25 protein-coding genes are annotated in these 23789 nt (G+C 62.1%); 15 read left to right on the forward strand and 10 right to left on the reverse strand.

Annotation, left to right across the window (positions count from 1 at the left end):
* The first annotated feature begins 63 nt into the window (after positions 1-63).
* From ACN0SO_RS14020 to ACN0SO_RS14070, 11 genes are all read left to right on the forward strand, one after another.
* Positions 64-309 (forward strand): hypothetical protein, encoded by a 246-nt coding sequence (locus ACN0SO_RS14020; protein WP_417678682.1) that lies wholly within the window; start codon positions 64-66, stop codon positions 307-309.
* 131 nt (positions 310-440) lie between these two features.
* Entirely contained in the window at positions 441-1853 is a 1413-nt protein-coding gene (gene atpD / locus ACN0SO_RS14025) for a F0F1 ATP synthase subunit beta (RefSeq protein ID WP_417678684.1), read from the forward strand.
* Positions 1843-2232: a F0F1 ATP synthase subunit epsilon gene (locus tag ACN0SO_RS14030; protein WP_417678686.1), complete on the forward strand. Its 390-nt coding sequence runs from the start codon at positions 1843-1845 to the stop codon at positions 2230-2232. The genes atpD and ACN0SO_RS14030 overlap by 11 nt, the downstream gene beginning before the upstream one ends.
* Entirely contained in the window at positions 2229-2558 is a 330-nt protein-coding gene (locus ACN0SO_RS14035; protein ID WP_417678688.1) for an AtpZ/AtpI family protein, read from the forward strand. The genes ACN0SO_RS14030 and ACN0SO_RS14035 overlap by 4 nt, the downstream gene beginning before the upstream one ends.
* A gap of 48 nt (positions 2559-2606) precedes the next feature.
* Positions 2607-2894 carry an ATP synthase subunit I gene (locus ACN0SO_RS14040; RefSeq protein WP_417678690.1) on the forward strand — a complete coding sequence of 96 codons (288 nt, stop codon included), beginning with the start codon at positions 2607-2609 and terminating at the stop codon, positions 2892-2894.
* A complete protein-coding gene (locus ACN0SO_RS14045) occupies positions 2894-3622 on the forward strand; it encodes a F0F1 ATP synthase subunit A (RefSeq protein ID WP_417678692.1) in 729 nt (242 codons plus the stop codon). Before ACN0SO_RS14040 ends, ACN0SO_RS14045 begins: the two co-directional genes overlap by 1 nt.
* Positions 3619-3903, forward strand: coding sequence for a F0F1 ATP synthase subunit C (locus ACN0SO_RS14050; protein ID WP_417678694.1), 285 nt, complete (start codon positions 3619-3621; stop codon positions 3901-3903). The genes ACN0SO_RS14045 and ACN0SO_RS14050 overlap by 4 nt, the downstream gene beginning before the upstream one ends.
* A 4-nt stretch (positions 3904-3907) precedes the next feature.
* Positions 3908-4705 (forward strand): hypothetical protein, encoded by a 798-nt coding sequence (locus tag ACN0SO_RS14055; protein WP_417678696.1) that lies wholly within the window; start codon positions 3908-3910, stop codon positions 4703-4705.
* Positions 4698-6233 (forward strand): alternate F1F0 ATPase, F1 subunit alpha, encoded by a 1536-nt coding sequence (locus ACN0SO_RS14060; RefSeq protein ID WP_417678698.1) that lies wholly within the window; start codon positions 4698-4700, stop codon positions 6231-6233. The genes ACN0SO_RS14055 and ACN0SO_RS14060 overlap by 8 nt, the downstream gene beginning before the upstream one ends.
* Positions 6234-6238: 5 nt before the next feature.
* Complete coding sequence (locus ACN0SO_RS14065; protein WP_417678699.1) at positions 6239-7147, forward strand: F0F1 ATP synthase subunit gamma; 909 nt, start codon at positions 6239-6241, stop codon at positions 7145-7147.
* A 40-nt stretch (positions 7148-7187) separates the two neighbouring features.
* Complete coding sequence (locus ACN0SO_RS14070; protein WP_417678701.1) at positions 7188-7850, forward strand: hypothetical protein; 663 nt, start codon at positions 7188-7190, stop codon at positions 7848-7850.
* A 13-nt stretch (positions 7851-7863) separates the two neighbouring features.
* On the opposite strand, the gene ACN0SO_RS14075 is transcribed toward ACN0SO_RS14070, so the two are convergent.
* The 5 genes from ACN0SO_RS14075 to ACN0SO_RS14095 are packed head-to-tail and all read right to left on the reverse strand — an operon-like array spanning position 7864 to position 14220.
* Positions 7864-9450, reverse strand: coding sequence for an FAD-dependent monooxygenase (locus tag ACN0SO_RS14075; RefSeq protein WP_417678703.1), 1587 nt, complete (start codon positions 9448-9450; stop codon positions 7864-7866).
* A 2-nt stretch (positions 9451-9452) separates the two neighbouring features.
* The gene (locus tag ACN0SO_RS14080; protein ID WP_417678705.1) at positions 9453-10469 is read right to left on the reverse strand and encodes an amidohydrolase family protein; all 1017 of its coding nucleotides are present in this window, start codon (positions 10467-10469) and stop codon (positions 9453-9455) included.
* Positions 10466-11308 carry an IclR family transcriptional regulator gene (locus tag ACN0SO_RS14085; protein ID WP_417678707.1) on the reverse strand — a complete coding sequence of 281 codons (843 nt, stop codon included), beginning with the start codon at positions 11306-11308 and terminating at the stop codon, positions 10466-10468. The genes ACN0SO_RS14080 and ACN0SO_RS14085 overlap by 4 nt, the downstream gene beginning before the upstream one ends.
* Positions 11305-13251 (reverse strand): TRAP transporter permease, encoded by a 1947-nt coding sequence (locus ACN0SO_RS14090; protein WP_417678709.1) that lies wholly within the window; start codon positions 13249-13251, stop codon positions 11305-11307. The genes ACN0SO_RS14085 and ACN0SO_RS14090 overlap by 4 nt, the downstream gene beginning before the upstream one ends.
* Before the next feature lie 9 nt (positions 13252-13260).
* Positions 13261-14220, reverse strand: a complete 960-nt coding sequence (locus ACN0SO_RS14095) for a TAXI family TRAP transporter solute-binding subunit (RefSeq protein ID WP_417678711.1) — start codon at positions 14218-14220, stop codon at positions 13261-13263.
* A 154-nt stretch (positions 14221-14374) separates the two neighbouring features.
* On the opposite strand from ACN0SO_RS14095, the gene ACN0SO_RS14100 reads away from it, so the two are divergent.
* Positions 14375-16084, forward strand: coding sequence for a thiamine pyrophosphate-requiring protein (locus ACN0SO_RS14100; protein WP_417678713.1), 1710 nt, complete (start codon positions 14375-14377; stop codon positions 16082-16084).
* A 15-nt stretch (positions 16085-16099) separates the two neighbouring features.
* Here the strand turns inward: ACN0SO_RS14100 and ACN0SO_RS14105 are convergent, their stop codons facing one another.
* Positions 16100-17440, reverse strand: a complete 1341-nt coding sequence (locus ACN0SO_RS14105; RefSeq protein WP_417678715.1) for an aspartate aminotransferase family protein — start codon at positions 17438-17440, stop codon at positions 16100-16102.
* A gap of 117 nt (positions 17441-17557) precedes the next feature.
* On the opposite strand from ACN0SO_RS14105, the gene ACN0SO_RS14110 reads away from it, so the two are divergent.
* Positions 17558-18133 carry a cupin domain-containing protein gene (locus ACN0SO_RS14110; RefSeq protein WP_417678717.1) on the forward strand — a complete coding sequence of 192 codons (576 nt, stop codon included), beginning with the start codon at positions 17558-17560 and terminating at the stop codon, positions 18131-18133.
* Positions 18134-18155: 22 nt separating this feature from the next.
* On the opposite strand, the gene ACN0SO_RS14115 is transcribed toward ACN0SO_RS14110, so the two are convergent.
* From ACN0SO_RS14115 to ACN0SO_RS14130, 4 genes are read right to left on the reverse strand one after another with little or no spacing between them, the layout of a single operon-like run.
* A complete protein-coding gene (locus tag ACN0SO_RS14115; protein ID WP_417678719.1) occupies positions 18156-19706 on the reverse strand; it encodes a cryptochrome/photolyase family protein in 1551 nt (516 codons plus the stop codon).
* The gene (locus ACN0SO_RS14120; protein ID WP_417678721.1) at positions 19706-20110 is read right to left on the reverse strand and encodes a DUF2177 family protein; all 405 of its coding nucleotides are present in this window, start codon (positions 20108-20110) and stop codon (positions 19706-19708) included. The genes ACN0SO_RS14115 and ACN0SO_RS14120 overlap by 1 nt, the downstream gene beginning before the upstream one ends.
* A 10-nt stretch (positions 20111-20120) precedes the next feature.
* Positions 20121-20831 (reverse strand): ChrR family anti-sigma-E factor, encoded by a 711-nt coding sequence (locus ACN0SO_RS14125; RefSeq protein WP_417678723.1) that lies wholly within the window; start codon positions 20829-20831, stop codon positions 20121-20123.
* Positions 20831-21382: a sigma-70 family RNA polymerase sigma factor gene (locus ACN0SO_RS14130; RefSeq protein WP_417678725.1), complete on the reverse strand. Its 552-nt coding sequence runs from the start codon at positions 21380-21382 to the stop codon at positions 20831-20833. The genes ACN0SO_RS14125 and ACN0SO_RS14130 overlap by 1 nt, the downstream gene beginning before the upstream one ends.
* 244 nt (positions 21383-21626) lie before the next feature.
* Between ACN0SO_RS14130 and ACN0SO_RS14135 the strand changes: the two genes are divergently transcribed.
* On the forward strand, positions 21627-22997 hold the full coding sequence (locus tag ACN0SO_RS14135; RefSeq protein WP_417678727.1) for an NAD(P)/FAD-dependent oxidoreductase: 1371 nt from the start codon (positions 21627-21629) through the stop codon (positions 22995-22997).
* Positions 22994-23788 (forward strand): DUF1365 domain-containing protein, encoded by a 795-nt coding sequence (locus ACN0SO_RS14140; protein WP_417678729.1) that lies wholly within the window; start codon positions 22994-22996, stop codon positions 23786-23788. Before ACN0SO_RS14135 ends, ACN0SO_RS14140 begins: the two co-directional genes overlap by 4 nt.
* The last annotated feature ends 1 nt before the right edge of the window (position 23789 follow it).

The raw sequence follows: 23789 nt of genomic DNA on the forward strand, positions 1-23789 counted from the left end.
GTAACCTCTCCCAAAACTCGGGCACCTGCGTCCGGTGGTGCATTTTCTCATGGGGCTTTTTACATGCCAAAAAAGCAATTTATCATTGCGCTATCTCAAAGCCAGCCATTCAGTCAAATTTTCTTAAGGGCCATTCGTCGCAGCCCGATCCTGACGGAACGACATGCCCCCTTTGGCACCCGCATGCTGCCATGTAAATATGCAATTGAAAAGTTAATGGGCCTTGGTTGGAAGCGATCAGCAGTTTTCGCAATGCCGGTGAAGAAAAATTCACAGGACGCCCCGTTCAAGCCTGGTCCTGAGCGATAAGCCGCTTCTGCGGCGTTGATCGCGGTCAATGCGCCTCATCCCGCACCGCAGTAAACACTTTCATCATTGGGAAAGACCGTTATCCTTTCATAGGCAACGCTCCGGAATTCAGTCGCAGGCAGGATCCATTCATGACGGACGGACGGAACATAGGACACATCGTTGCTCTTGAAGGCGGCGTTGCGGATGTCCGCTTTTCCGGTCGCCTGCCGGGAATCGGCAATCACCTCGTGGCCCTGTCCGATCCGGAAATCGATATCGAGGTGGCAACGCTGCCAGGCGCCGATATCGCCCGCGGCCTTGTTCTCAACCCGTCCTCAGAACTGCGCCTGGGGCTTGCCGTGCATGACACCGGGCGCCCGCTGACCGTGCCGGTCGGAGAAGATCTTCTCGGCCGCATGCTCAACCTGTTCGGCGACACGATCGACAACAAGGAACCGCTTGCCAAGCTGCCTCGGCGGTCGATCCATGGAGAAATGGTGCCCCTGTCGAAACGCCGGGTCGAAAGCGAGATTTTCGAGACCGGCATCAAGGCGATCGATCTGCTGAGCCCGCTGGAAAAAGGCGGCAAGGCCGGGCTGTTCGGCGGCGCCGGCGTCGGCAAGACCGTTCTGATCACCGAGATGATCCACAATACGGTCGCCGAATATGAGGGGATCTGCCTGTTCTGCGGCATCGGCGAACGCTGCCGCGAGGCGGAGGAACTCTACCGCGAAATGGAGGCGGCAAAGGTCCTCGACCGGACCATCATGGTCTTCGGACAGATGCACGAAAGCCCCGGAGTCCGGTTCCGGGTCGGCCATGCGGCCCTGACCATGGCGGAATATTTCCGCGACGACCTGCGCCGCAACGTTCTCGTGCTGGTCGACAATATCTTCCGCTTCGTGCAGGCCGGATCGGAAGTCTCCGGCCTTCTCGGGCGGATGCCGTCGCGCGTCGGCTACCAGCCGACGCTGGGCACGGAACTTGCCGGTCTGGAAGAACGGATCTGCTCCACGGACCGGGGCACGATGACGTCGATCCAGGCCGTCTATGTACCCGCCGACGATTTCACCGATCCGGCAGCCACCCACACGTTCTCTCACCTGTCGGCTTCGATCTTCCTGTCGCGCAAGAAGGCCTCGGAAGGCATCTATCCCGCGATCGACCCGCTGACCTCGTTCTCCAAGATGCTGACACCGGGCACGGTCAGCGACCGGCATTACAAAGTCGCCCGCGCCGTCCGCAACACGCTTGCCGAATACGAAGAGCTGAAGGACATCATCGCCATGCTGGGTCTGGAGGAGCTGTCGGAAAAGGACCGGGCAGTGGTCAAACGGGCGCGGCGGCTGGAACGGTTCCTGACCCAGCCGTTCTTTTCGACCGAAAAGATGACCGGGAATCCCGGAACCTTCGTCCGCCTGGAGGACACGCTTACCTCCTGCGAACGCATCCTGGCCGATGAATTCGCCGACCGACCGGAGAGCGATTTCTATATGATCGGCACCGTGGACGATCTCGAACGCGATCACGCCGGGACTGGGGCCACGACAGATGCGGCTTAAGATCGTGACACCCCGGAAAATCCTGATGGACATGGAGGTCAACCGGATCGTGGCCGAAGGGCCGGACGGCGCCTTCGGCATGCTGCCCAACCACATAGACTTCGTCTCGCAACTGGTTCCCGGCATCCTGACCTATGAAACGACCGACGGGACCGAATGCTACGCCGGCATTCGCGCCGGCACCCTGGTGAAATGCGCCGAAGAGGTTCTGGTCTCGACAAGCAACGCCATCCTCGGCCACGATCTTGAAAGCCTTCAGGACCGCGTGCAGGAGGTCTTCCGGGACCTCGACGAGAATGAACGGGCCGCCCGCTCGGCGCTGGCCCGGCTGGAGGCACAGATGGTCCGCCGCTTCCTCGATCTGGAACAGTCCGCATGACCCGCAGAGACAGGCACAGCTACGATGAAAGCGCCGGCAGGCAGGCCGAAGAGATCGCCCGCAAGGCGAAGCGCAAAAGGCAAGCCCGCTTGCGCGAGGGAAAGAGCGAACTCTACGGCCTCGGCATGTTCGGCCTCGTCGGCTGGGCGGTCGCGATACCGACCGTACTCGGCACGGCCTTGGGCGTGTGGATGGACGATCGGATGATTTCAAACCCGAAGTTTTCCTGGACCCTCGCCATGCTCCTGGCCGGCGTGGCCATCGGTTGCATGAATGCCTGGTACTGGGTTCGGCGGGAAAGTCAGGATGATGACGATGAAGACTAAGACAATGAATGCTTGCCGGTACATACGGACGGAAGGTCGCGCCTGAGCATGTCCCCCCTCCCCCTTGTCATTGCATTTGCGGTCGGCGCGGTCCTGGGTGCCGCCTATTTCGTGATGTTGTGGTTTGCCATCCGCAACTTCACCGGCGGCGGGCCGGGATGGATCTTTGCCGCCAGCACGATCGGGCGGCTTGCGCTGGTCGGTGGCGCCATGGCGTGGTTCGTCCTCGGCAAATTCGGGCTTTACGAACTGGCAGCCGCCGTTGCGGGTTTCGTGATCGTCCGTTTCTCGGCAACGCGCATTGCCAAGCATAAGAACCGCGAAGGCAGCCGATAATGGAAATCAGTCCGGACCAGTGGATCATATATGAATGGCAAGGCCTCAAGCTGAACGCGACGATCGTGTTCACCTGGGCCATCATGGCCGTCCTGGTGCTCGGATCCTGGTCGATCACGTCTCGCCTGTCGGAAGGAGAAACCGTCTCCCGCTGGCAGGTCCTGCTGGAAGTGATCGTCAGCGGCATTCGCGATCAGATCGCGGACATCGGCGCCGGAGATCCGTTGCGATACTTGCCCTTCATCGGAACCCTGTTCCTGTTCATCGCGACCTCGAACCTCCTCACCATCCTGCCCTGGTACGAACCGCCGACCGGGTCCCTGTCGACGACCGCCGCCCTTGCCATCTGCGTTCTGATCGCGGTTCCCTTGTTCTCCATCACGAAACGGGGGCTGCTGGCGTATCTGCGAAGCTATGCCGAGCCGACCTTCATGATGCTGCCGTTCAACATCATCGGCGAACTGTCGCGCACGCTGGCGCTTGCCGTCCGTCTCTACGGCAACATCATGAGCGGCTCGATCATCGTCGGCATCCTGATCAGCATCGCGCCCTTCTTCTTTCCGATCATCATGCAGCTTCTCGGCCTGCTCACCGGCCTGGTCCAGGCCTACATCTTCGCGGTTCTGGCGATGGTCTATATCGCCTCCGCCTCGAAGACCCATCGGCGCGACCCGAAAGAAGCGGAAGCCGGCGGCTCCTCAGACGAAATCCACAATCCGGGAGAATGAATATGGAACAAATTCCATGGATCGAAATCGTGTCCATTTTCACGGCCGGCATGACGACCATGTTCGGCGCCATAGGCCCGGCTCTTGCAGAAGGCCGGGCGGCCTCCCAGGCGCTGCTTGCCATCGCCCAGCAGCCGGACGCGTCCAATACGATCACCCGCACACTTTTCGTCAGTCTGGCCATGATCGAGTCGACGGCGATCTACTGCTTTGTCGTCTCCATGATCCTTCTGTTCGCCAATCCGTATGTCACCCAGGCCACGGCCGTAGCCGGAGGATAACCCCTTGCAGCTCGACTGGCTGACGATCACCGCGCAGATTGCAAATTTTCTGGTTCTGATCTGGCTGCTCCAGCGTTTCCTGTACACGCCGATCACGCGTGCCATGGCGAAGCGCGAGGCGCGGATCGAGGAGCGCCTCGCCGATGCCCGCAAGCAAAGGGAAGAAGCGGAGCAGGAAGGCAGGGCCTTACGCGAACGACAGCAGGACCTCGACGCGCGCGCCGAGGAGGTTCTGGCCGAAGCACGCCGCGAGGCCGAAGCCCTGAGGGTCCGGCTGGAACAGGACCTCCGCAAGGAGTTCGACGAAAAGCGCAGCAACTGGCAGGAGCATCTGGAAGAAGAAAAGACTGAACTGATCCGCCAGTTGCGCAAGCGCATGTCCGATCAGGTGGTCAAGGTGGTTCGGCGCACCTTGGCCGACTTCGCCGGTACGGATCTCGCCGTACAGATAGCCAATGAATTCGCCCGGCGCCTGGAAACGCTGGAAGAGGACACCAAGACGCGCCTGCGCGATGCGGCCACCCGGCCCGACAGCACGGCGGTGTTCGAAAGCGGTATCGACCTGCCCGACGATGCGCGCAACCGGATCGCCCAGGCCGTCCGTGATACCCTGGGCACGGATATCGAATTCGACTACCGCACCGAAGAGGACGTGGTCCTCGGCATTCGCCTGACCCTGGGCGAGGAGACCGTCGAGTGGTCGGCCGGCAGCTATCTGAAGAAGCTGGAAAATCTCGTCCGTGACACCCTGGACGCCGCAGGAATGAGCACCCCGAAGCCGGAAGGCCAAACCAATGGTTGATCTGCCCAAGGAGCTGACCGACAAGCTCTTCGACCAGATGGATGTGGCCCTGGACAAGACCAGGGCCAGGCTGGAAGTCGCCGATATCGCTCGGGTCCTCAGCGTGGGCAACGGAATCGCCGAGATCGCCGGCTTTACGGATCTCTACGCCGACGAACTGGTCTCCTTTCCCGGTGGTGAGATGGGCATCGCCTCCAGTCTCGGCGAGGAACGGACAGGCGTGATCGTGCTTGGCCCGACGGAGCATATACGCCCCGGCGACACGGTCCTGCGCACCCGCCGGGTGGTGGACGTGCCGGTCGGAGATGCCCTGCTCGGCCGGGTACTCGATCCGCTGGGACAGCCGCTGGACGGTGGCAACGCCATCCGTGCCGAAGCACGGCTGCCGATCGAGCGCCCTGCCCTGCCGATCATGCATCGCGCCCCGGTCAACGTCCCGCTCCAGACCGGGATCAAGGCCATCGACGCGGCCATACCCGTCGGGCGCGGCCAGCGGGAACTGATCCTCGGAGACCGGCAGACGGGCAAGACGGCGATTGCCGTCGACACCATCCTGAACCAGCACGACAGCGGGGTCATCTCGATCTATTGCGCCATCGGCCAGCGGGCCTCCGCCGTTGCCCGGGTGATCCAGGCCCTGCGCAAGGGCAACGCGCTTGAGCGGACCATCGTCGTCGTCGCCAGCGCCGACGAAGCCCCCGGGCTCCAGTTCGTCGCTCCCTATGTGGCGACTTCCATGGCCGAGTATTTCATGGAAAAAGGCCGGGACGTCCTGATCGTCTACGACGATCTGACCCGCCATGCCCGTGCCTACCGCGAACTGTCGCTGCTCCTGCGGCGCCCGCCGGGGCGCGAGGCCTATCCGGGCGATATCTTCTACATTCATTCCAGGCTCCTGGAACGCTCCGCCCGCCGCAGGGACGAATTCGGCGGCGGTTCCATTACCGCGCTACCCATCATCGAAACCCAGGCGCAGAATATTTCGGCTTACGTGCCGACCAACCTGATCTCGATCACCGACGGACAGATTTACCTGTCGCCGGGCCTGTTCGAAAAAGGCCAGCTTCCGGCCATCGACATCGGCGCATCCGTCAGCCGCGTCGGCGGCAAGACCCAGCTTCCCGCCTATCGTTCGGTCGCAGGCGACCTGCGCCTGTTCTACGCCCAGTTCGAGGAACTGGAGAGCTTCGCCCGTTTCGGCACCCAGATCGATCCGGAAACCCGGATGAAGATCGACCGGGGCTTGAGAGTGCGCGAAATTCTCAAGCAGAACGAACACGCACACATGTCGGTCGTCGATCAGGTCGTCGCCCTGCTGGCCGCGACCAGCGGCCTGTTCGACAAGATCCCGCCGGAACAGATCGCGGAGGCTGAGAAGCGGGTCTGCGAGGCCGCAAGCCAGCTTTGCCCCGAGATCTGCACCCGCGTTCAAGGCGGAGAGGAACTTAGGCCTGCCGACCGCGACCGCCTGATCGAGACAATGACGCAGGCTCTGCAGACCATGCTGCCAGATACCGGCGGGAGCTAGTCGCGATGGAAACGCTCGAGGCGCTATCTGAACGCCTGCACACCACCGAGGAAATCCAGTCCATCGTCCGCACGATGAAGGCGCTGTCGTCGGTCAACATCCGGCAATACGAACATGCGGTCACGGCGATCGCCGACTATGAGCGGACCATCACCCAGGGTCTGCAGGTGGTTTTGCGCAATCGCAGGAACAAGGCGGAACCGCTCGACCTGACCGGCCCGGACGGCAAGTCCGGACACCGCCGCGCCCTCATCGTCATCGGCTCTGACAGGGGCTTGTGCGGCCGCTTCAACGACCGGATTGCGGAATTCGCTTGCCAGGGACTGGAGGCGGACGCAAAGACACCCGACGAAAGACCGCCCCTCATCTGCGTCGTCGGCGTCCGTGCCGCGGCCCGCCTGGAAGCCCTGGACCGGCCGGCGGACAGGCTGTTCACCCTGCCCGGATCGGTCGACGGCCTGATCGATTCCGTCCAGGCAATCGTCATTGAACTCGACCGTTGGGTCCGCCAGGAAGGCGTCGGCCCCGTCGCGCTGATCTATAACCGCAGATCCGAGCAGGCGCTCGCGGAGACGACGCACAAGGCGCTGCTTCCGATCTCGAAAGATTATCTGGACCGGCTCGCGGCCACCCCCTGGCCGTCGAAGCGGCTTCCCATGTACCGGATGGACGAAGGCGAATTGTTCTCCTGGCTGATCCGGCAGCACCTGACCCTGGTACTTTACGCAGCCCTTGCGGAATCCCTGGCAAGCGAACATGCCTCACGGCTGGCCGCCATGCAGAATGCCGAACGCAACATCAACGAGCGCCGGGAAAACCTGCTTGCCGAATACCGGAAAAAGCGTCAGGAAACGATCACGAACGAACTGCTTGAAGTGGTCGCCGGGTTCGAGGCAATCCGGAAAAAGAAATAGAGTCACAAAGAAGAATGACCGGGCTGCAGAGGACCGAAACATGCCGCAGGACAGCCTGATATCGGGTCTGCTACGCCGATACGGGGAAACCTATTCCAGCGAACTGGGGCTGGATCTGTCCGGCAATATTCCCGCGCATCTGTTCCGCTGGCTCTGCGCATGCCTGCTCATGAGCGCGCCCATTTCCGCACGCCTTGCCATGCGCGCGACAAGAGCGCTGGCGGACAAGGGCTGGACAACGCCGGCCAAACTTGCCCTCAGCCACTGGGCCGACAGGAAAAGCGTGCTGACCGCCGCCGGTTATGCGCGCTTCGACGAAAAGACGGCGACGCTTCTCGGCGAACTCGCCGAAAAGATCATGACCGACTATGACGGCGATCTGCGGGGCCTTCGAGAAAGGGCTCACCGCGATCCGCTGACGGAACGAAAGCTCTTGAAGGAGTTCAAGGGGATCGGCGACGTTGGCGCCGATATCTTCTGCCGCGAGGCGCAGGTCGTCTGGAAGGAACTCTATCCCTTTGCCGATGATCGAACCTACGCTGCCGCCCGTTCCCTCGGCCTGCCGGAAGATGTCACCTACCTGTCCGCACTGGTCGAGCCCGAGAAATTTCCGGACCTGCTGACGGCCCTGATCCGGGCCGACATGACAGGCGAAACGGCGGAATCTCTCGGGCTATCGGACCGGGCGCCGGAAGACGACTGACGCTCTCCGCCTCTCAGCTCGCGCCGATGGCCTTTGCCAGAATCCTGTCCGCACTACCTTCGTCCCCAGACCAGGCGACGAACTGATCCGGCCTAATCAGGATCAGCGAGGCACCGTAGGCAAGGATCAGTTCGGGCGCATCCGCTTCGACGATCGTCAAGGGAATGCTCCGCTCGCCCGCCGATTGGCGGAACGCTTCGACGAGGGCGTCATCCCCCTTGATCGAGACAAGCGTGAAACCTTCGCCCAGCACCTCGAAGATATTCCGCCCGTCCGGCAGGAGCTGAGGGGCAAGGTGATGGCCGGGACGGGCCGTGAATTCATGGGTGCCCTTCGCGCTCGGCACGACATCGGCCGGGCTTCCCGTGACAATGGGCGAGCCTTCGTAATTTGGCTCGAAGGAATTCACGTCCGCCGTGTCTTCACTGCGCTTGCTCCAGGCGGTCCGGAATTCATCGAGGTCCTTTTCGGGGCTGTAGCGGTTGAGGAAGGCGCGGTCCTGTTCGATGTAATTGCCGATGAAATCCGACGCCGTCGACGCGAACACCGGACGCCGTTCGGCATCGTAACTGTCCAGAAGCTCCGGCCCGGCCCATCCTTTCAGGGTCGCAGCCAGTTTCCAGCCGAGATTGCGCGCATCCTCCAGCCCGGAATTCACTCCGTAGCCGCCATAGGGCGGATGGCTGTGCGCGGCGTCGCCCGCAATCAGCACCCGGCCTTTGCGATAAGTGTCGGCCAGGGCGAAACGCAGATCCCAGAAACCGATATAGTCCACGTCAAGTTCGATCTCGTGACCGACCGCCTTCCGGACGAAGCCCTTGAAGTCGAAATTGTCTTCCGTGGCATCGGCGGGAACCGGCGCATGGAAGAACCAGGACGTACCGAGATCGACCCGGCCGAAGAACAGCCAGTAGCCGCCATAGTCCGGGTGCAGCACGTTGAAGAAAGCCTTGCCCGGATACCGTTCCAGAAGGTCGTGCAACTCGGTGGAGGTGAAGACCAGAAGCACCATCTTGCGGTCGTGATCGGCAAGGGTCTGGGTGATGCCCGCCGCCTGCCGGGTGAAGGAATGGCTGCCGTCGCAGCCGACCGCGTAACGTCCGCGCAGGACCCGTTGTGCGGAGCCCCCGTGCTCGGTCGCCGTCACGGTGACACCCTCGCCGTCCTGCGCGATATCCGTGCCGTCAAAGCCGTACAGGAAATCGATGGCCTCGATTTCCGCCGCGCGGGTGCGCAGCACGGCCTCCATGGCATATTGCGGCAGGCGTTCGTTGGCGGTGTAGTAATAGTCCTTGACCGCGGCCCGGTTCAGCCAGTCGTAGCTGTAGTCGTTGAGAAGCGTTCCGTAATTGGTCAACCCTCCGATGCCGGCGCCGCGCGGCACGGTGCGGGCATTGCGCAGCTCTTCCTCGCAGCCCCAGAAATGGAAATGCTCCGTCGTGCGCTGGGTGAGGTTCTGACCCTTGGGGATCGGCTGAATGGTCTCGTATTTTTCCACCACCGCGGAGGTGATGCCCCTGAGGCCGAGCTCGATTGAAAGCCCGACCCCGACGGGGCCTCCGCCGATGATGATCACATCATGGGTAAAACCGTCCGGCATCGTTATCCCTTCAGGCCGAGCAGGCGTTCGGTGTTGCCGTGGAACAGCTTCGCCCGGGTTTCCTCCGAGACGTCCAGCTCTTCCAGAATGCGGATGGTTTCGCGGATATACATCGGCCCCGCTTCCGGATCGAACGGCGCATCGGAGGCAAACACCACATGGTCCTCACCGAAGAACTCGATGGCATGCTCGATCGCCTTGCGCGAACCGAAGGTGGCGGTATCGGCGTAGAAGTCCTTGAAATACTCAAGATGCGGACGCTTGAGCGCCTTGCGCACGGCCGCCAGATCCTTGTTCGAGGTGCGTGCGCCCATCTGGTCCCAGCCCGGACCGACCCGGCCTTCGAAATACGGCACCATACCGCCGGCGTGGTGGGTGATCACGTTCAGGCCCGGATGCCGGTCGAACACACCGGAAAAGACCAGGCGCGCCATGGCGGCGGAGGTTTCATAGGGCCAGCCGAAGGTCCACCAGATCTCGTATTCGGATTCCTTCTCCGTCAGGTAATCGGTGAAATTGGCGCCACGGGCCGGGTGCAGCCACACCGGTTTGCCCGCCTTGGCCATATAGTCGAAAAACGGATCGAATTCCGGCAGGTCGAGCGGCTTGCCCGAGACGTTGGTGAAGATCTGCATGCCCGATGCGCCGAGGTCTTCGATGGCGCGCCGGCTTTCTTCCACGACCGCATCCGGATTGCTCATGGGCGCGGTGCCGATGAAAGCGGGAAAGCGCTCCGGGTATTTCTGGCAAAGCTCGGCCAGGGCATCGGAGCCGATCCGGCTGAGTTCGAGCGCCTTTGCGGGATCGCAGAGCTTTTCCAGCGGCGGCGAGGCCAGCGACAGCACCTGCTGGTAATCCGGCCCGAACATGTCCATGACCTCGAACCGCCGATCCAGCTCGGTCATCATCGGCACGTCGCCGGAGCGCCGGGTGATGTCGGTCATTTCGCCGATGTGATCGATCAGGGCATCGAAAAAGGGTTTCGGCCAGATATGATTGAAAATGTCGAGTTTTCTCACGTGTTTTCTCCCTGAGCAATCAAGCTGTTGTCCCGGCTTTCGGCCGGTTCCTGGTCTTTGGTTTCAGATGGATCGTGTTGCAGTTCCGCAAGCTCGAAACTGATTTCCGCGGCGGCCTCACGAACGTTTTCGGCAATTTCCGTTTCCGTCAGCCCCTGTGCTTCGAGAGCCGTTTGCTCGATGGTGACGCAGAGCGCTGCAATCGGCAGGCGACCGGAATCGAACACCGGCGCGGCAATACCGACGACCCCGGCGGTGACCTCCCCATGCGCAATCGAATATCCGCGGCGGCGTATGGCACGCATCGAGTCGAGAACACCCTCGACGGTCGAACCGATCCCGATCTCGGCGAAATCCTCAAGGGCTTCCGCAATGATCGGCTTCTGCTGGCGGCGCGGCAGGTTGGCGAGGATGGCGCGCGAGATCGCACCGCGCGCCAGGGGCATCGGCCGGCCTCTCGGGTAGCTCGACCGCGGATCGGGAATCGAGCAGGCCGAATGCACGCACAGGAGTTTCTTGCCGTAGTAGCGTACCAGCAGCGACGAGCACGGATAGCGGTTTGCGAGCGCGTCGACCTGATCGCGCCCGATCTCCACGACCGGATCCGAGCGGCGGACCAGGAAGTCCAGCTCCACCACGCGCGGTCCCAGGGTGAAGCCCCGGCCCGGCAGGGAGGTGAGGAAACCCGCGTCCTTCAAGGTGCGCAGATAGCGGTAGAGGGTCGGGCGCGTGTAGCCGAGCTCGGCCATGATTTCCTGCGGCGTCCACTCCAGCCTGTCCTCGGTGAACAGGTCCAGGATCGCGAACAACCGCTCACCGCTTCCGGAAGAAACGCTCATGACTCGACCGCATCCTTTGTCGTAGCGGGTTTCCGGGTCATCAGTTGCCAGACCATCAGGACGAACCCGCAAGCCACGCCGACTACATCGGTGATGACGGCCTGGGGGAACGCGCCGGAAGGAATGAGGGCAAGTAATCCGGCGAGGGAAAACAGGACCCGGACCCCTGGGGACAGAAGACCGGCGAAGTAACCGGCAAGTCCGATCGAAACCAGCCAGACCCCGACGACCGCTGTCATGACCGCCAATGCGATGTCCAAAGGAGCGCCATGCAACAACAGGGTGGGCGAGAACACGAACAGGATCGGGATGATGTAGGCAACCCAGCCGAATTTCATTGCCGCCCACCCGGTCGCCATCGCCGGGGCTTTCGCAAGCGATGCAGCAGCGAAGGCCGCGATGGCGATCGGGGGCGTGATCATCGACATCATGCCGAAATACAGCACGTAGAGATGGGCTGCGATCGGATCGATTCCGACCTTGACCAGGGCCGGCGCGACGAGGGCCGCCAGCAGCACGTAGACGCCGAGGGTCGGCAGGCCCATGCCTAAAATGATGCAGACGATGGCCGAAAGCGCCAGCAGGATAAAGGCGTTGTTGCCCCCGATCTGAACCAGAAGATAGGTGAGATTGAACGACAATCCGGTCACGTTCAGAACGCCGATCACAAGGCCGGAGGCTGCTGAAATCAGAATGATCTCAACCACGGAATGCCCGCATTTGGAAAGACTGCCGAAGATTGTCCGCAGCGCAGGCCGGCTCCCCCGGTAACCGATGGCAAGCGATGTCGCGATCAGCACCACGGCGGACCACAGCGCCGCGCGCTCCGGTTGGTACCCCTTCCAGAACAACAGCCAGATCAGCATGGCGAAGGCGAGAACGAAGTGCAGACCGCGCACAACCGTCCGCCCGGCCGGAATCTCGGATTTGGGAACCGGACGGATACCCATGCGCGCCGCGTCCAGATCGGCCTGGATGAACAGGGCGACATAGTAGAGGATTGCCGGGACCAGCGCGGCCGCGACGATGTCGGAATAGGGTATGGCCAGGAACTCGGCCATGAGAAAGGCGGAGGCCCCCATTACCGGCGGCATGAGCTGGCCTCCGGTGGAAGCGACGGCTTCGATGGCTCCGGCCTTGTGACCGGGATAGCCGTCCCGCTTGATCATGGGGATCGTCACGACCCCGGTGCCGACCACATTGGCGACGGCGGATCCGGAAATCGATCCGAACAGGCCCGAGGCCAGGACGGCGATTTTCATCGACCCGCCGCGGAACCGGCCCATGCCGAGCATGGCGGCATCCGTAAAGAAGTTCGACCCGCCGGTGATGCCCAAAAGCGTCCCGAACAGGATGAAGGCAACGACGACGGTGGCGGCCACCGACATGGGCAGGCCGAGAATGCCGTTGGAATCGAGCGTCATGTAGCCGGCGAGCATTTGCCAGTTCTGCGCACGCCCCTGAAGACGGCCCGGCAGAACATCGCCGAAAAGCGCATAGAGAAGAAAGGCGCTGATAATCAGGACCAGCGTCCAGCCGGTCGCGCGCCTGAGGCACTCGAGCGTCAGCAAAATGATGACGATGCCCGGGATCCAGACCGCCGCGGGCTTTGCGAAGATCTGGAGCACGAATTGCGGATAGCCGACGGCGATCCAGGAAACGGAAGCAAAGGCGGTCAGCGCCAGGATGACATCATACCAGGGCACGACCGTCCGGCTTGAGAACCGGCGTGCCGGCAGCTCGAGAAAAGCAATCGGCAGGACCAGGGCAAGGACCGCGGCGAAGAACTGCTGCGGGTAAAAACCAAGGCCTAGGTAGCGGGGCACGGACAGCGCCCAGCAGATCGTCGTCAGCGTCAAGAGAGCTGCCAGCACATCGGCGATCGGGCGCCGGATTGCCGGAGAGAGGCCGCTCGGGCCTCTCCCTTCCGTTTCATCCTGCACGGTGCGTCCTCAGTCCAGACCAGCTTCTTTGAAGAACTTCAATGCACCGGGATGGAATTCGGCAATGCCCGGATCCCCTTTGACATCCGCCGGATTGAACGCATTGAACGGTTTGAACGTGCCGGCCATGGCATCCTTGCCCTCATAGATGGCCTTCGCCATCGCATAGACGACATCGTCCGGGACACCCGCATGGGTGAAGATCACCTGCGGAAATGCGATATAGGTCGCATCTTCCAGGACACCCGGAGACGAACCGGCCTTCATCTTGGTGAAGAATGCGGTCGGCCAGTGTTTGCGGGCCTTGGCCAGGGCCTCTTCGCTGTCATCGGCCACCGGCAAGGCACGCAGCCCGCCGACGGAGGCATCCGCTTCGCGGACCTTGCCCGCGCCATGGGCGAAGATGAAACCGTCGGCGTCGTTGGCGATGAAAGCCTGAGCCCCGGCAACGACCGACGTGACATAGACCGGCGTCACGTCCTCGCGGGTCATGTCCGCCGTGGCATAGACCGCATCGAGCTGCGGCAGGATGGTGTTCTGGGCGGTATAGCCATCCGTCATCCGCTTGCCCTTCAGATCGGTCAGCGTCTTGATGTCACTGTCGGCGCGAACGAAAATCGCTTCCTTGAGCGGCATCAGCATGGCCACGACGCGAAGGTTCGGATTCTTGACGCCATTCCACCAGGCCTCACCGGAAATCGCGTAGTTCACTTCCTGCAAATTCGAAACGCCGAACTCGATCCCTCCGGAATTCACGAACGGAATGAACTGGTTCGGGCTGGTGGCCGGCTGAACGGTGGTGTTGAGCCCGGTTTCATTGGCCGCATTGGCGACAGCCGTCCCGATGTTGTGGAACAGCGACCCCGGGTTCGACGTCGCGATCCCGACCGTCTGTGCCTGAGCGGACCCTGCCGCAACCATTGCGACCGTCGCCGCGGCAATGGCGGTTGCCTTGAAATATCTCGTCATGTGGTTCCTCCCTTTGATCGCCGCCTCTCTCCAAAAGGCGACAAAAATCCCAATAATTGAGATTTCTGTTCATTTATTACTTGCATTCGCAGCTTTGACAAGTCCATTTTGTCGCAGCCCTGCGACAATGATCGTCCGGCATGGGAGGGAACGAATGACGTCACAGCATCCGCGCGAGCCGAAAAACGGCGCGGAATCCGTGCTGCTCGGCCTGAAGCGGGCCGGCGTGGATTATCTGTTTGCCAATGCGGGAACCGATTTTCCGCCGATCATCGAGGCCATGGCCGCATTGCCCGACGACGAGATCCCCGAACCGGTGACGGTTCCCCACGAGACCGCGTCCGTCGCCATGGCCCACGGATACTACCTGGTGACCGGCAAGGCCCAGGCGGTCATGGTTCATGTCAACGTCGGGCTCGCCAATGCGGCCATGGGCGTCATTAACGCCGCGAGCGACAACATTCCGGTTCTGGTCATGTCCGGACGCACCCCGATCACCGAAACCGGGAGGCTGGGCAGCCGGGCGACCCCGATCCAGTACGGTCAGGAACAATACGACCAGGCGTCCCTGATCCGCGACGTCACCAAGTTCAACTACGAAATGCGCTATCCCGAACAGGGCGACGCGCTGGTGAGCCGCGCACTGTCGCTGGCAACCAGCGCGCCTGAAGGACCGGCCTATATCAGCCTGCCGCGCGAACCGCTGGGCGCGGACATTCCAGAAAGCGCGCAACAACCGGCCCGCCTGCGGCCGGCGGCCACGCCGGCGAGCCCGGACGCGGAAGCCATCGGCCAGCTTGCGATCTGGCTCGAAAAAGCCGAACGACCCGTGATCCTGTGCCAGCGCGGCGACACCGAAGGCCGTCTGTCGGCCGCATTGTCGACGCTTGCGGAGACACACGGAATCGGCGTTGCAGAACCTTTCGTCGTGCGCAACGTCATGGCGAGCGATCACCCGATGTTTCTCGGCTACGACCCGGCCGCTGCCATTGCCGGCGCCGATCTGATCGTCGTTCTCGACACGGACATTCCCTGGATCGAACGGTTTCACGCCCCCTCGGAAGACGTGAAGATCGTCCATATCGGTCCCGATCCCCATTTCGCCCGCATGCCGGTGCGCAACTACAAGACGGATCTGGCCATCGGTTCCGATCCGGTGCGCGCCATCGAGGCCTTGTCCGCCGCTTTACGTACCGACCAAGACCGCGTCCATAAGCGCATGAGCCGCATCGCGGCGGAGGTCGCGCCCCGGCGGGAAAAGATGACCGAGTTGATTGCGAAGGGCGCGGACGATCCTATTGGAGCGGAGTTCTTGAGCCGCACGCTTTCGGATGCGATGGGAGACGATGCCGCCGTATTTTGCGAGCTTGGCGTCGTCCCCGGCGCCATGGATCTGAAGGGCCCCAACCGGATGTTCATGAACGTCCATGCCGGAGGTCTCGGCTGGGCGTTTCCGGCGGCGCTCGGCGCGCAACTCGCGGACCGGGACCGGCTCTGCGTCGCCTGCATGGGCGACGGCTCCTATATCTTTTCCAACCCGGTCGCCTGCCACCAGATTTCCGAAGCGCTGGAACTGCCGGTTCTGGTGATCATCAAGAACAACGGCATGTGGAACGCGGTCCGCCGCTCCGTGGTCAACGCCTACAAGGACGGCGCCGCCGCCAAGGCGAACACGATGCCGCTGACGTCCCTGGAACCGGCGCCTGACTATCTGCAGGTCGCCGCCGCCAGCCGCGCCTTCACAGCAAGGGTAACTCGAGGCTCGGAATTGCGCACAGCGCTGGAAGCTGCCATCGCTGCGATCCGCACCGAAAGACGACAAGCCGTGCTCGACGTGAGGGTCGCCGTTTCCGACAGCTATTGAAGCGATGATTCAGATCTAGTCGGTCTCGGCCAGAACGTCGCGCAGGGTGCCGGCCATTTCCGAAACCTGGGCTTCTTCGACGATCAGCGGCGGCGACAGCGCGATGATGTCGCCCGTCACCCGGATCAGGAGACCGGCCTCGAAACATTTGACGAACACCTCGTAGGCACGCTGGCCGACGGCACCGTCCCGGGACTCCAGCTCGATCCCCGCGATGATGCCGAGGTTGCGCACGTCCTTGACGTGGCGCGCATCCTTGAGCGCATGCATGGTGCTCTCCCAGTGGCAGGCAATGTCGGCGCCACGGGTCAACAGGCCGTGCTTTTCGTAGATGTCCAGCGTGGCGAGACCGGCAGCACACGCCACCGGATGACCGGAATAGGTGTAGCCGTGGAAGAGCTCGATTGCCCCTTCCGGACCGTTCATGAAGGCCTCGTGGATATGGTCCTGCGCGAACACGGCGCCCATGGGAACGACGCCGTTGGTCAGCGCCTTGGCCGTCGTGAACAGATCCGGCTTGACGCCGAAATAGTCGACGGCGAACGGCGTGCCCAGTCGGCCGAAACCGGTAATCACCTCGTCGAAGATCAGGAGAATGCCATGCCGGTCGCAGATGGCGCGCAGGCGTTCCAGGTAGCCCTTGGGCGGCACCAGCACGCCGGTCGACCCGGCGACCGGCTCGACGATCACCGCAGCAATCGTTTCCGCCCCATGCAGGGCGACGATCCGCTCAAGATCGTCGGCGAGATGCGCGCCCCATTCCGGCTGGCCCTTCGAAAAGGCGTTGTGTTCCGGAGCGTGGGTATGCGGCAGATGATCGACACCGGTCAGCAACGTGCCAAAGTGGCGCCGGTTGTTGACGAGACCGCCCACCGAAATACCGCCGAAGCCGACGCCATGGTATCCACGTTCCCGGCCGATCAGGCGGGTCCGGCCGGCATCCCCACGAGCGCGGTGATAGGCCAGCGCGATCTTCAGCGCCGTGTCGACCGATTCCGATCCGGAGCCGGTGAAGAAGACATGATCGAACCCGTCAGGCGCGATCTGCTTCAGCCGCTCGGCGAATTCGAACGCGATCGGGTGACCCATCTGGAAGGACGGCGCATAGTCCAGATTGGCAAGCTGCCGGGCAACCGCATCGGTGATCTCAGCATTGCCGTGGCCGGCGTTGCAGCACCACAGGCCGGCCGTGCCGTCGAGGATCGTGCGGCCGTCATCGGACTGGTAATGCATGCCCTTGGCCGAGACCAGCATACGCGGGTTCTGCTTGAACTGCCGGTTCGCCGTGAACGGCATCCAGTAGGCGTCCAGAACCTGGTTGGAACGGTTTTCGTTACGGTCGACGACAGCATCCATGGCACTTCTCCTCGCTCACTACGGATAGAAGGCCTTGATTTCAGTTGGAAGAAAAGTCTGTTTCTTCAATCCGACAAGCCACTGGTTTTCATCGGGTCGCATGTGTATGTGTTTATGATGATAAACACACTAAACACGGATGACTTCTCGAAGGACGTCGGCCTCAGGCTGCGCGCGATCCGGGAAGCCCACGGCTATTCCCAGCGGGAGCTTGCCAAGCGGGCCGGTGTCACCAACGGCTTCATCTCCCAGATCGAGGCGGCGAAGATAAACACGTCGCTGAGCGCGCTGAAGCGGGTGCTGGACGGCATCCCCATCGGCCTGTCGGACTTCTTCGCCTACGAGCCCGAGCGCCAGGGCAAGGTGTTTTATGCCGCCGGGGAACTGACAGAAATCGGCAAGGGAAAGATTTCCTACAGGCAGGTGGGCAACAACCTGTTCGGCCATGACCTGCAGATGCTCTACGAGGTCTATGAGCCGGGCGCCGATACCGGCCGGGTCATGCTCAGCCATGAAGGAGAGGAAGCAGGTATCGTCATGGAAGGCCATATCGAGATTACCGTCGGCGACCAGCGCAAGGTGTTAGGGCCGGGTGACGCCTACATGTTCAAGAGTATGACACCGCACCGGTTCAAGGCGCTCAGAAACAAACGCTGCGTCGTCGTCAGCGCCTGCACCCCGCCGACGTTTTGAGCCGATTGCCTGACTGCAGAACCTATACCGACGAGCCGGCATCCAGCTTTTCAAGGAACGTCCGGGCGCTTTCCCGATAGGCTTCCTTTTTCTCCTCCCCCATCCGCCGCCAGGTCGCGTAGGGTTGGGCCAGCCGTCGGTTGTCCGACAGCTTGTCCGTATTCCGGTCCAGAAAATCCCAGTACAGCGCGTTAAAGGGACAAGCGCCCTCGCCAGTCTTGGCGCGAACGTCGTAGCGGCAGTCTTTGCAGTAGTCCGACATGCGCGAGATATAGGCCCCGCTCGCGGCATAGGGTTTGGTGCCAAGCAGACCGCCGTCTGCGAACTGGCTCATGCCGATGACATTCGGCAGCTCCACCCATTCGAACGCATCCGCATAGACCTCCAGGTACCATACATGCAGCGCATGCGGATCGAGCCCTGCCAGAAGAGCGAAGTTGCCCGTGATCATCAGGCGCTGGATATGATGCGCATAGGCGTTTTCGATCGTCTCGCCGATCACCTGCGCCAGACAGGCCATATCCGTCTTTCCCGTCCAGAAAAAATCCGGCAGCGGTCGCTTTGCATCGAGGAAATTGCTGTTGGCGTAATCCGGCATGAACAGCCAGTAGACGCCGCGAACGTATTCCCGCCAGCCGATGATCTGGCGGATGAAGCCTTCGACCGCGTTGAGCGGCGCATGGCCGTCGAAATAAGCCTGTTCCGCGGCACGGCAAAGCGCCATCGGATCGAGAAGACCGAGGTTCAGATAGAACGACAAAAGCGAATGATTGAGGAACGGATCGTCCTTGAGCATCGCATCCTGCGTTGCGCCGAAACCGGGCAGGAAGTTGGCGATGAAATCGTCCGCCGCCCGTTCGCAGTCTTCGCGCCTCACCGCAAAGGCAAATCCGTCCGCCGAGCCCATGTGATCCGGAAACCGCGCATTGACCAGCTCCACGACCGACTGCGTGACGGCATCTGGAGGAAAGGTCGGATGCACGGGACGGAAGAGGTCGGGAGAGGCCGGCTTGCGATTGTCCGCGTCGAAATTCCAGCGCCCGCCGCAGGGCTTGTCGCCGTCCATCAGCAGGCCGGTCCGCCGGCGCATCTCCCGGTAAAAGAACTCCATCGTCAACGCGCGGCGATCCGCGGCCCATTGCCGAAAGTCCTCACGGGAGCACAGGAAGCGGGTATCGTCGCGGATCTCGACCGGGATGCCGAAGTCGGCAGCCCAGCGGTCCATCGCCTGCCGCACCCGCCACTCCCCGGGCTCCGTCACCACGATCCGCTCCGGCTTCAGATCGCCGGCCGCGCGCTTTAGTTCGCCGGTGAAGGAGTTACTGTTGCCATCGTCATCAAGCCTGACGTAACGGACATCGAATCCCCTGTCGCGGAGGTCTTCCGCGAAATGCCGCATGGCGGAAAAGATCAGGGTAATTTTCTTCTTGTGATGGCGGACGTAGGTCGCCTCCTCTGCGACCTCGCACATCAGCACCCTGTCCCTTGACGGGTCGGCATCCTGCAGGCTGGAGATCGACAGGGAGAGCTGGTCCCCGAGGAGGAAGACAAGGTTCCGGATTCGCGGCGCCATCAGCCTTTCAGCAGACCGGCCACGGCATAGGCGGCCGCGGAAGCCGTTGCGGTCAGCACCGTTCCCCACACCATATCGACCACGCTGACGGTCAGGGACCAGCCCTTCACCGTCGCCAGATTGGTCATGTCATACGTGCCGTAAGCGAGAAGGCCCAGCAGCGCGCCGTTGACGACTGCGATGGCAACGCTCTCCTTCTGCAATCCGGGCAGGACAGCGAAATAGACGATGCCGGCGATATAGGCGAGGTAGAACAGCCCGGCCGCCGTCATGTCGGGACGATCCCTCAGTAGATCGCCGATGTGGGAGCGGTAGAAGCCGATCGCCACCCGGCTAAGCCAGATATAGTCGAGACCGAAAAAGACCACCGCTGCGGAAACATAACTGAGAACCAGCACGCGCATTCGTCTCTCCTCAGATGCCCAGCATGGGCTGGACCAGCCTCAACAGACGGCTCTTGAAGCGAAGCGGTGCATCCGTGACCGCAAGGCAGATACAGTCCTCTTCTTCACCGGCGATCGGCTTGTGCTCCAGGTCCTCGTCCGCATCCTCCAGGTCGCCCCGGCCGTAACGCCCGGTCACGTCGCTGAAGCTTCCAGACAGCACAAGCGTGAGCTCTCGCCCGCCATGGCCGTGTTCCGGCACGGGCTTGCCGGCAGGGATGCGCAACAACCGCACACTGGTTTCCTCATCCCCTGTCGGCACCAGAACCTGATAGGCGCCCCGGCCCAGAGCCTTCCATTTCAGTTGATCCGCATCGGCGCCAACATAGTTTCTAAGCGGCGCGGGCAGGACATAATCGCCGCGAGGCGCATCGGCCTTCGACGACAGGCCGGAGTCAGGGGGAGTGCTGTCAGGGGGAGTGCTGTCAGGGGGAGTGCCGTCAGGGGGCGTGGTCTCAGAAACCCGCCGCCGGATTGCCTGCCACGAGTCCTCCATGGACTGTTCCACCGGTTCGATCGTCTCAAGCATGTCGCCGGCGGCCGCCTCGAACTGGCCGAGCCGCGCCCGGCATTTGGGGCACAGCGCAAGATGCGTGGCGATGGCCAGGCTCCAGCCTTCCGCCAGATCTCCCATCGCATAGGCTGCGAGCAATTCGTCCCGTATATGATGACGCGGTTTCATCACCGTTCCCCCAGGCTCTTGCGAAGCTTGGCGATCGCCATGCGAATGCGCGATTTCACGGTCCCGAGCGGCAGTCCGTATTCCTCGGCGAGGTCCGAATGCGAGACGTCGCCGAAGAACGACCGCTGAACGAGTTCGCGCTGTTCTTCGGGCAGCTCTTTCAGGGCCGTACGGACCCTTTCCGCTTCCTGCCTGTTCTGAAATTCCACATCTGCCGGCTCGATGTCATCGGGAACGAAGGCCGGATCGTTCGGATCGAATTCCGGCCGGTTCTGCTTGCGATAGGCGGAGATGAAAGAATTACGTGCGATCGTGAAGATCCACGTCGAAGCGTTTCCCTTGTCGGGATCGAACAGTGCGGCCTTGTTCCACACCAGCATCATCGTTTCCTGCATCAGTTCTTCCGCGGTCTGAAGGTTGCCGGTATGGCGCATCATGTAGGCCTTCACCCGCGGGCCAAAATGTCGGAACAGCTTCTCGAAGGCGTCGACATCCTGCACCCGCGCCACGGCTGCGATCAGCCGCGACATATCTTCAGGGTCTTCGGTCATGGGAGTTCCGCGCACTTTGATCATCGCAACGCCGCGTGGTTTCCGTACCGCTTGTACGGGCCATCCGGCTAACGCAAGACCATTGTGGCATCGCTCGGCCGTCTGCGAAACTGTTATTGTCATGCCGCTAATACGCGCCGTTCGGCGTGGTGGATCACGGCGCATAAAAAAAATCAGGCACTAATCCGAAGGCGACCCTGATGCGTAGTCCTATCCAACACGCAACAGGAACGGTTGGTTCGCAATGAGCTTTCGGGGCAATACAGATTTTCATGCAGGCAATACGCGGATCGCCGTCATCGGCTCCGGCATCTCCGGTCTTTCCGCCGCCTGGCTGCTTTCCCAATCAAAAGACGTCACGCTCTTTGAGGCGGATGCTCGTGCAGGCGGCCACTCCAACACGGTCGACGTCGAAACCATCACTGGCAAGACGCCGGTCGACACGGGCTTCATCGTTTACAACGACAAGAATTACCCGAACCTGGTTGCTCTGTTTGCGCATCTCGGTGTGCCGACGGAAGCCTCCGACATGTCCTTTTCCGCCTCGCTGGATGATGGCCGCTTCGAATATTCCGGCTCCGGACTGGCCGGCCTGCTGAGCCAGCGAACCAATGTGGTCAGCCCCCGGTTCTGGTCGATGCTGACCGGCATTTTCCGTTTTTACCGTGAAGCCCCCGAAGTTCTGAATCGCCCCGATAGTGCGAACCTTTCCCTCGGAGACTTTCTGGACATGGAAGGTTACAGCCGCACCTTTATCGAGGATCACCTGTTGCCCATGGGCGCGGCGATCTGGTCGACCACGGCGAGCGAGATGCGCGCCTATCCGCTTCAGGCTTTCATAAGGTTCTTCGCCAACCACGGGCTCCTTCTCATCAAGGACCGGCCGACATGGCGGACCGTTACCGGCGGCAGCCGCGCCTACGTCCAACGCCTCCTCGGCGCCTTCACCGGCACCCTGCATTTCGGCTCGCCTGTTGTCGGAATAAGCCGGGACGACCTGGGCGTCACGATCACCTGCGCCAACGGACAATCGGAGCGGTTTTCCCAGGTCGTGATCGCGACCCATGCGGATCAGGCGCTCCGCCTCCTTGCCGACACGGATCCTGAGGAGCAAAACCTGCTGGGGAGCTTCGGCTATACGGACAACACCGCCGTGCTGCATTCCGATCCCGGACTGATGCCGAGACGCAGGGCCGCATGGGCGAGCTGGAACTACATCGGCGGAAAGCGCGGCGACGGCAAGGAGCAGTTGTGCGTGACCTACTGGATGAACCGGCTCCAGAACCTGAAGACCGACCTGCCGGTGTTCGTGACGCTGAACCCGAGCAGGGAAATCGACGCCCGGAACATTCACCAGACCTTCAATTACACCCATCCGCTCTTCGACGGGAACGCGCTGGCGGCACAGGCAAACCTCTGGCAATTGCAGGGACGCCGCCGGACATGGTTCTGCGGCGCCTATTTCGGCAGCGGCTTCCATGAGGACGGGCTGCAATCCGGCCTCGCCGTTGCGGAAGAGCTTGGCGGCATAAAGCGACCGTGGTCTCTTGAAAACCCGTCGGACCGCATCGTCGGGCCAGAGCAGAGGCCAGAGCTTAGGATCGCCGCCGAATGACACTCACATCCGCCCTTTATGCCGGCGAGGTGATCCACAACCGCCTTCGTCCCAAGGTCCACAAACTGCGTTACCGTGTCTTTTCCCTGCTTCTCGATCTCGATGAGCTTGAGGGGCTCGACCGGAACGTGAAGCTGTTCGGTTACAATCGGCGGGCCGTTTTCAGCTTTCATGACAGCGACCACGGATCCGGCGAACGGAACGGGCTAAAGGACTGGGTGCGGGGCCAGCTGGAAAACGCCGGCCTGTGGAGCCCGGGAATGCGCATTGCCGTGCTCTGCTATCCGCGCATCTTCGGCTACGTCTTCAATCCGCTGACCGTTTATTTTTGCCGCACGGCCGAGGGCGAGCTGCGCGCCATTCTTTACGAGGTCCGCAATACCTTTCATGAGCGGCACACCTACGTCATCCCCGCAGGCGCCGGCCGCGACGGCCAGTTCCGGCACGAATGCGCCAAGGAGATGTACGTCTCTCCCTTCATTCCGATGGACTGCCGCTACCGGTTCCGCATCGCGCCGCCGTCCGACCGGGTCCTGATTGCGATCAACGAGGCCGATCCCGATGGCCCGCTCCTCCATGCATCCTTCGCGGGCCGCCGGCGTCCCTTAAGCGACCGCACCCTGCTCAAGGCGCTCGCGACCTATCCGCTCATGACCCTGAAAATCATGGGCGCGATTCATTTCGAGGCCTTGCGGTTGTGGCTCAAGGGCATCGCGGTTTACCGTCATAGGGCAGCAACCCGTCCCATCGACGCCACCGTCGTCGCGAACCACCGCTTCGGGGAGAACTGAC

Origin of the sequence: Roseibium sp., assembly GCF_048260565.1 — a bacterium.
Classification (GTDB): Bacteria; Pseudomonadota; Alphaproteobacteria; order Rhizobiales; family Stappiaceae; genus Roseibium.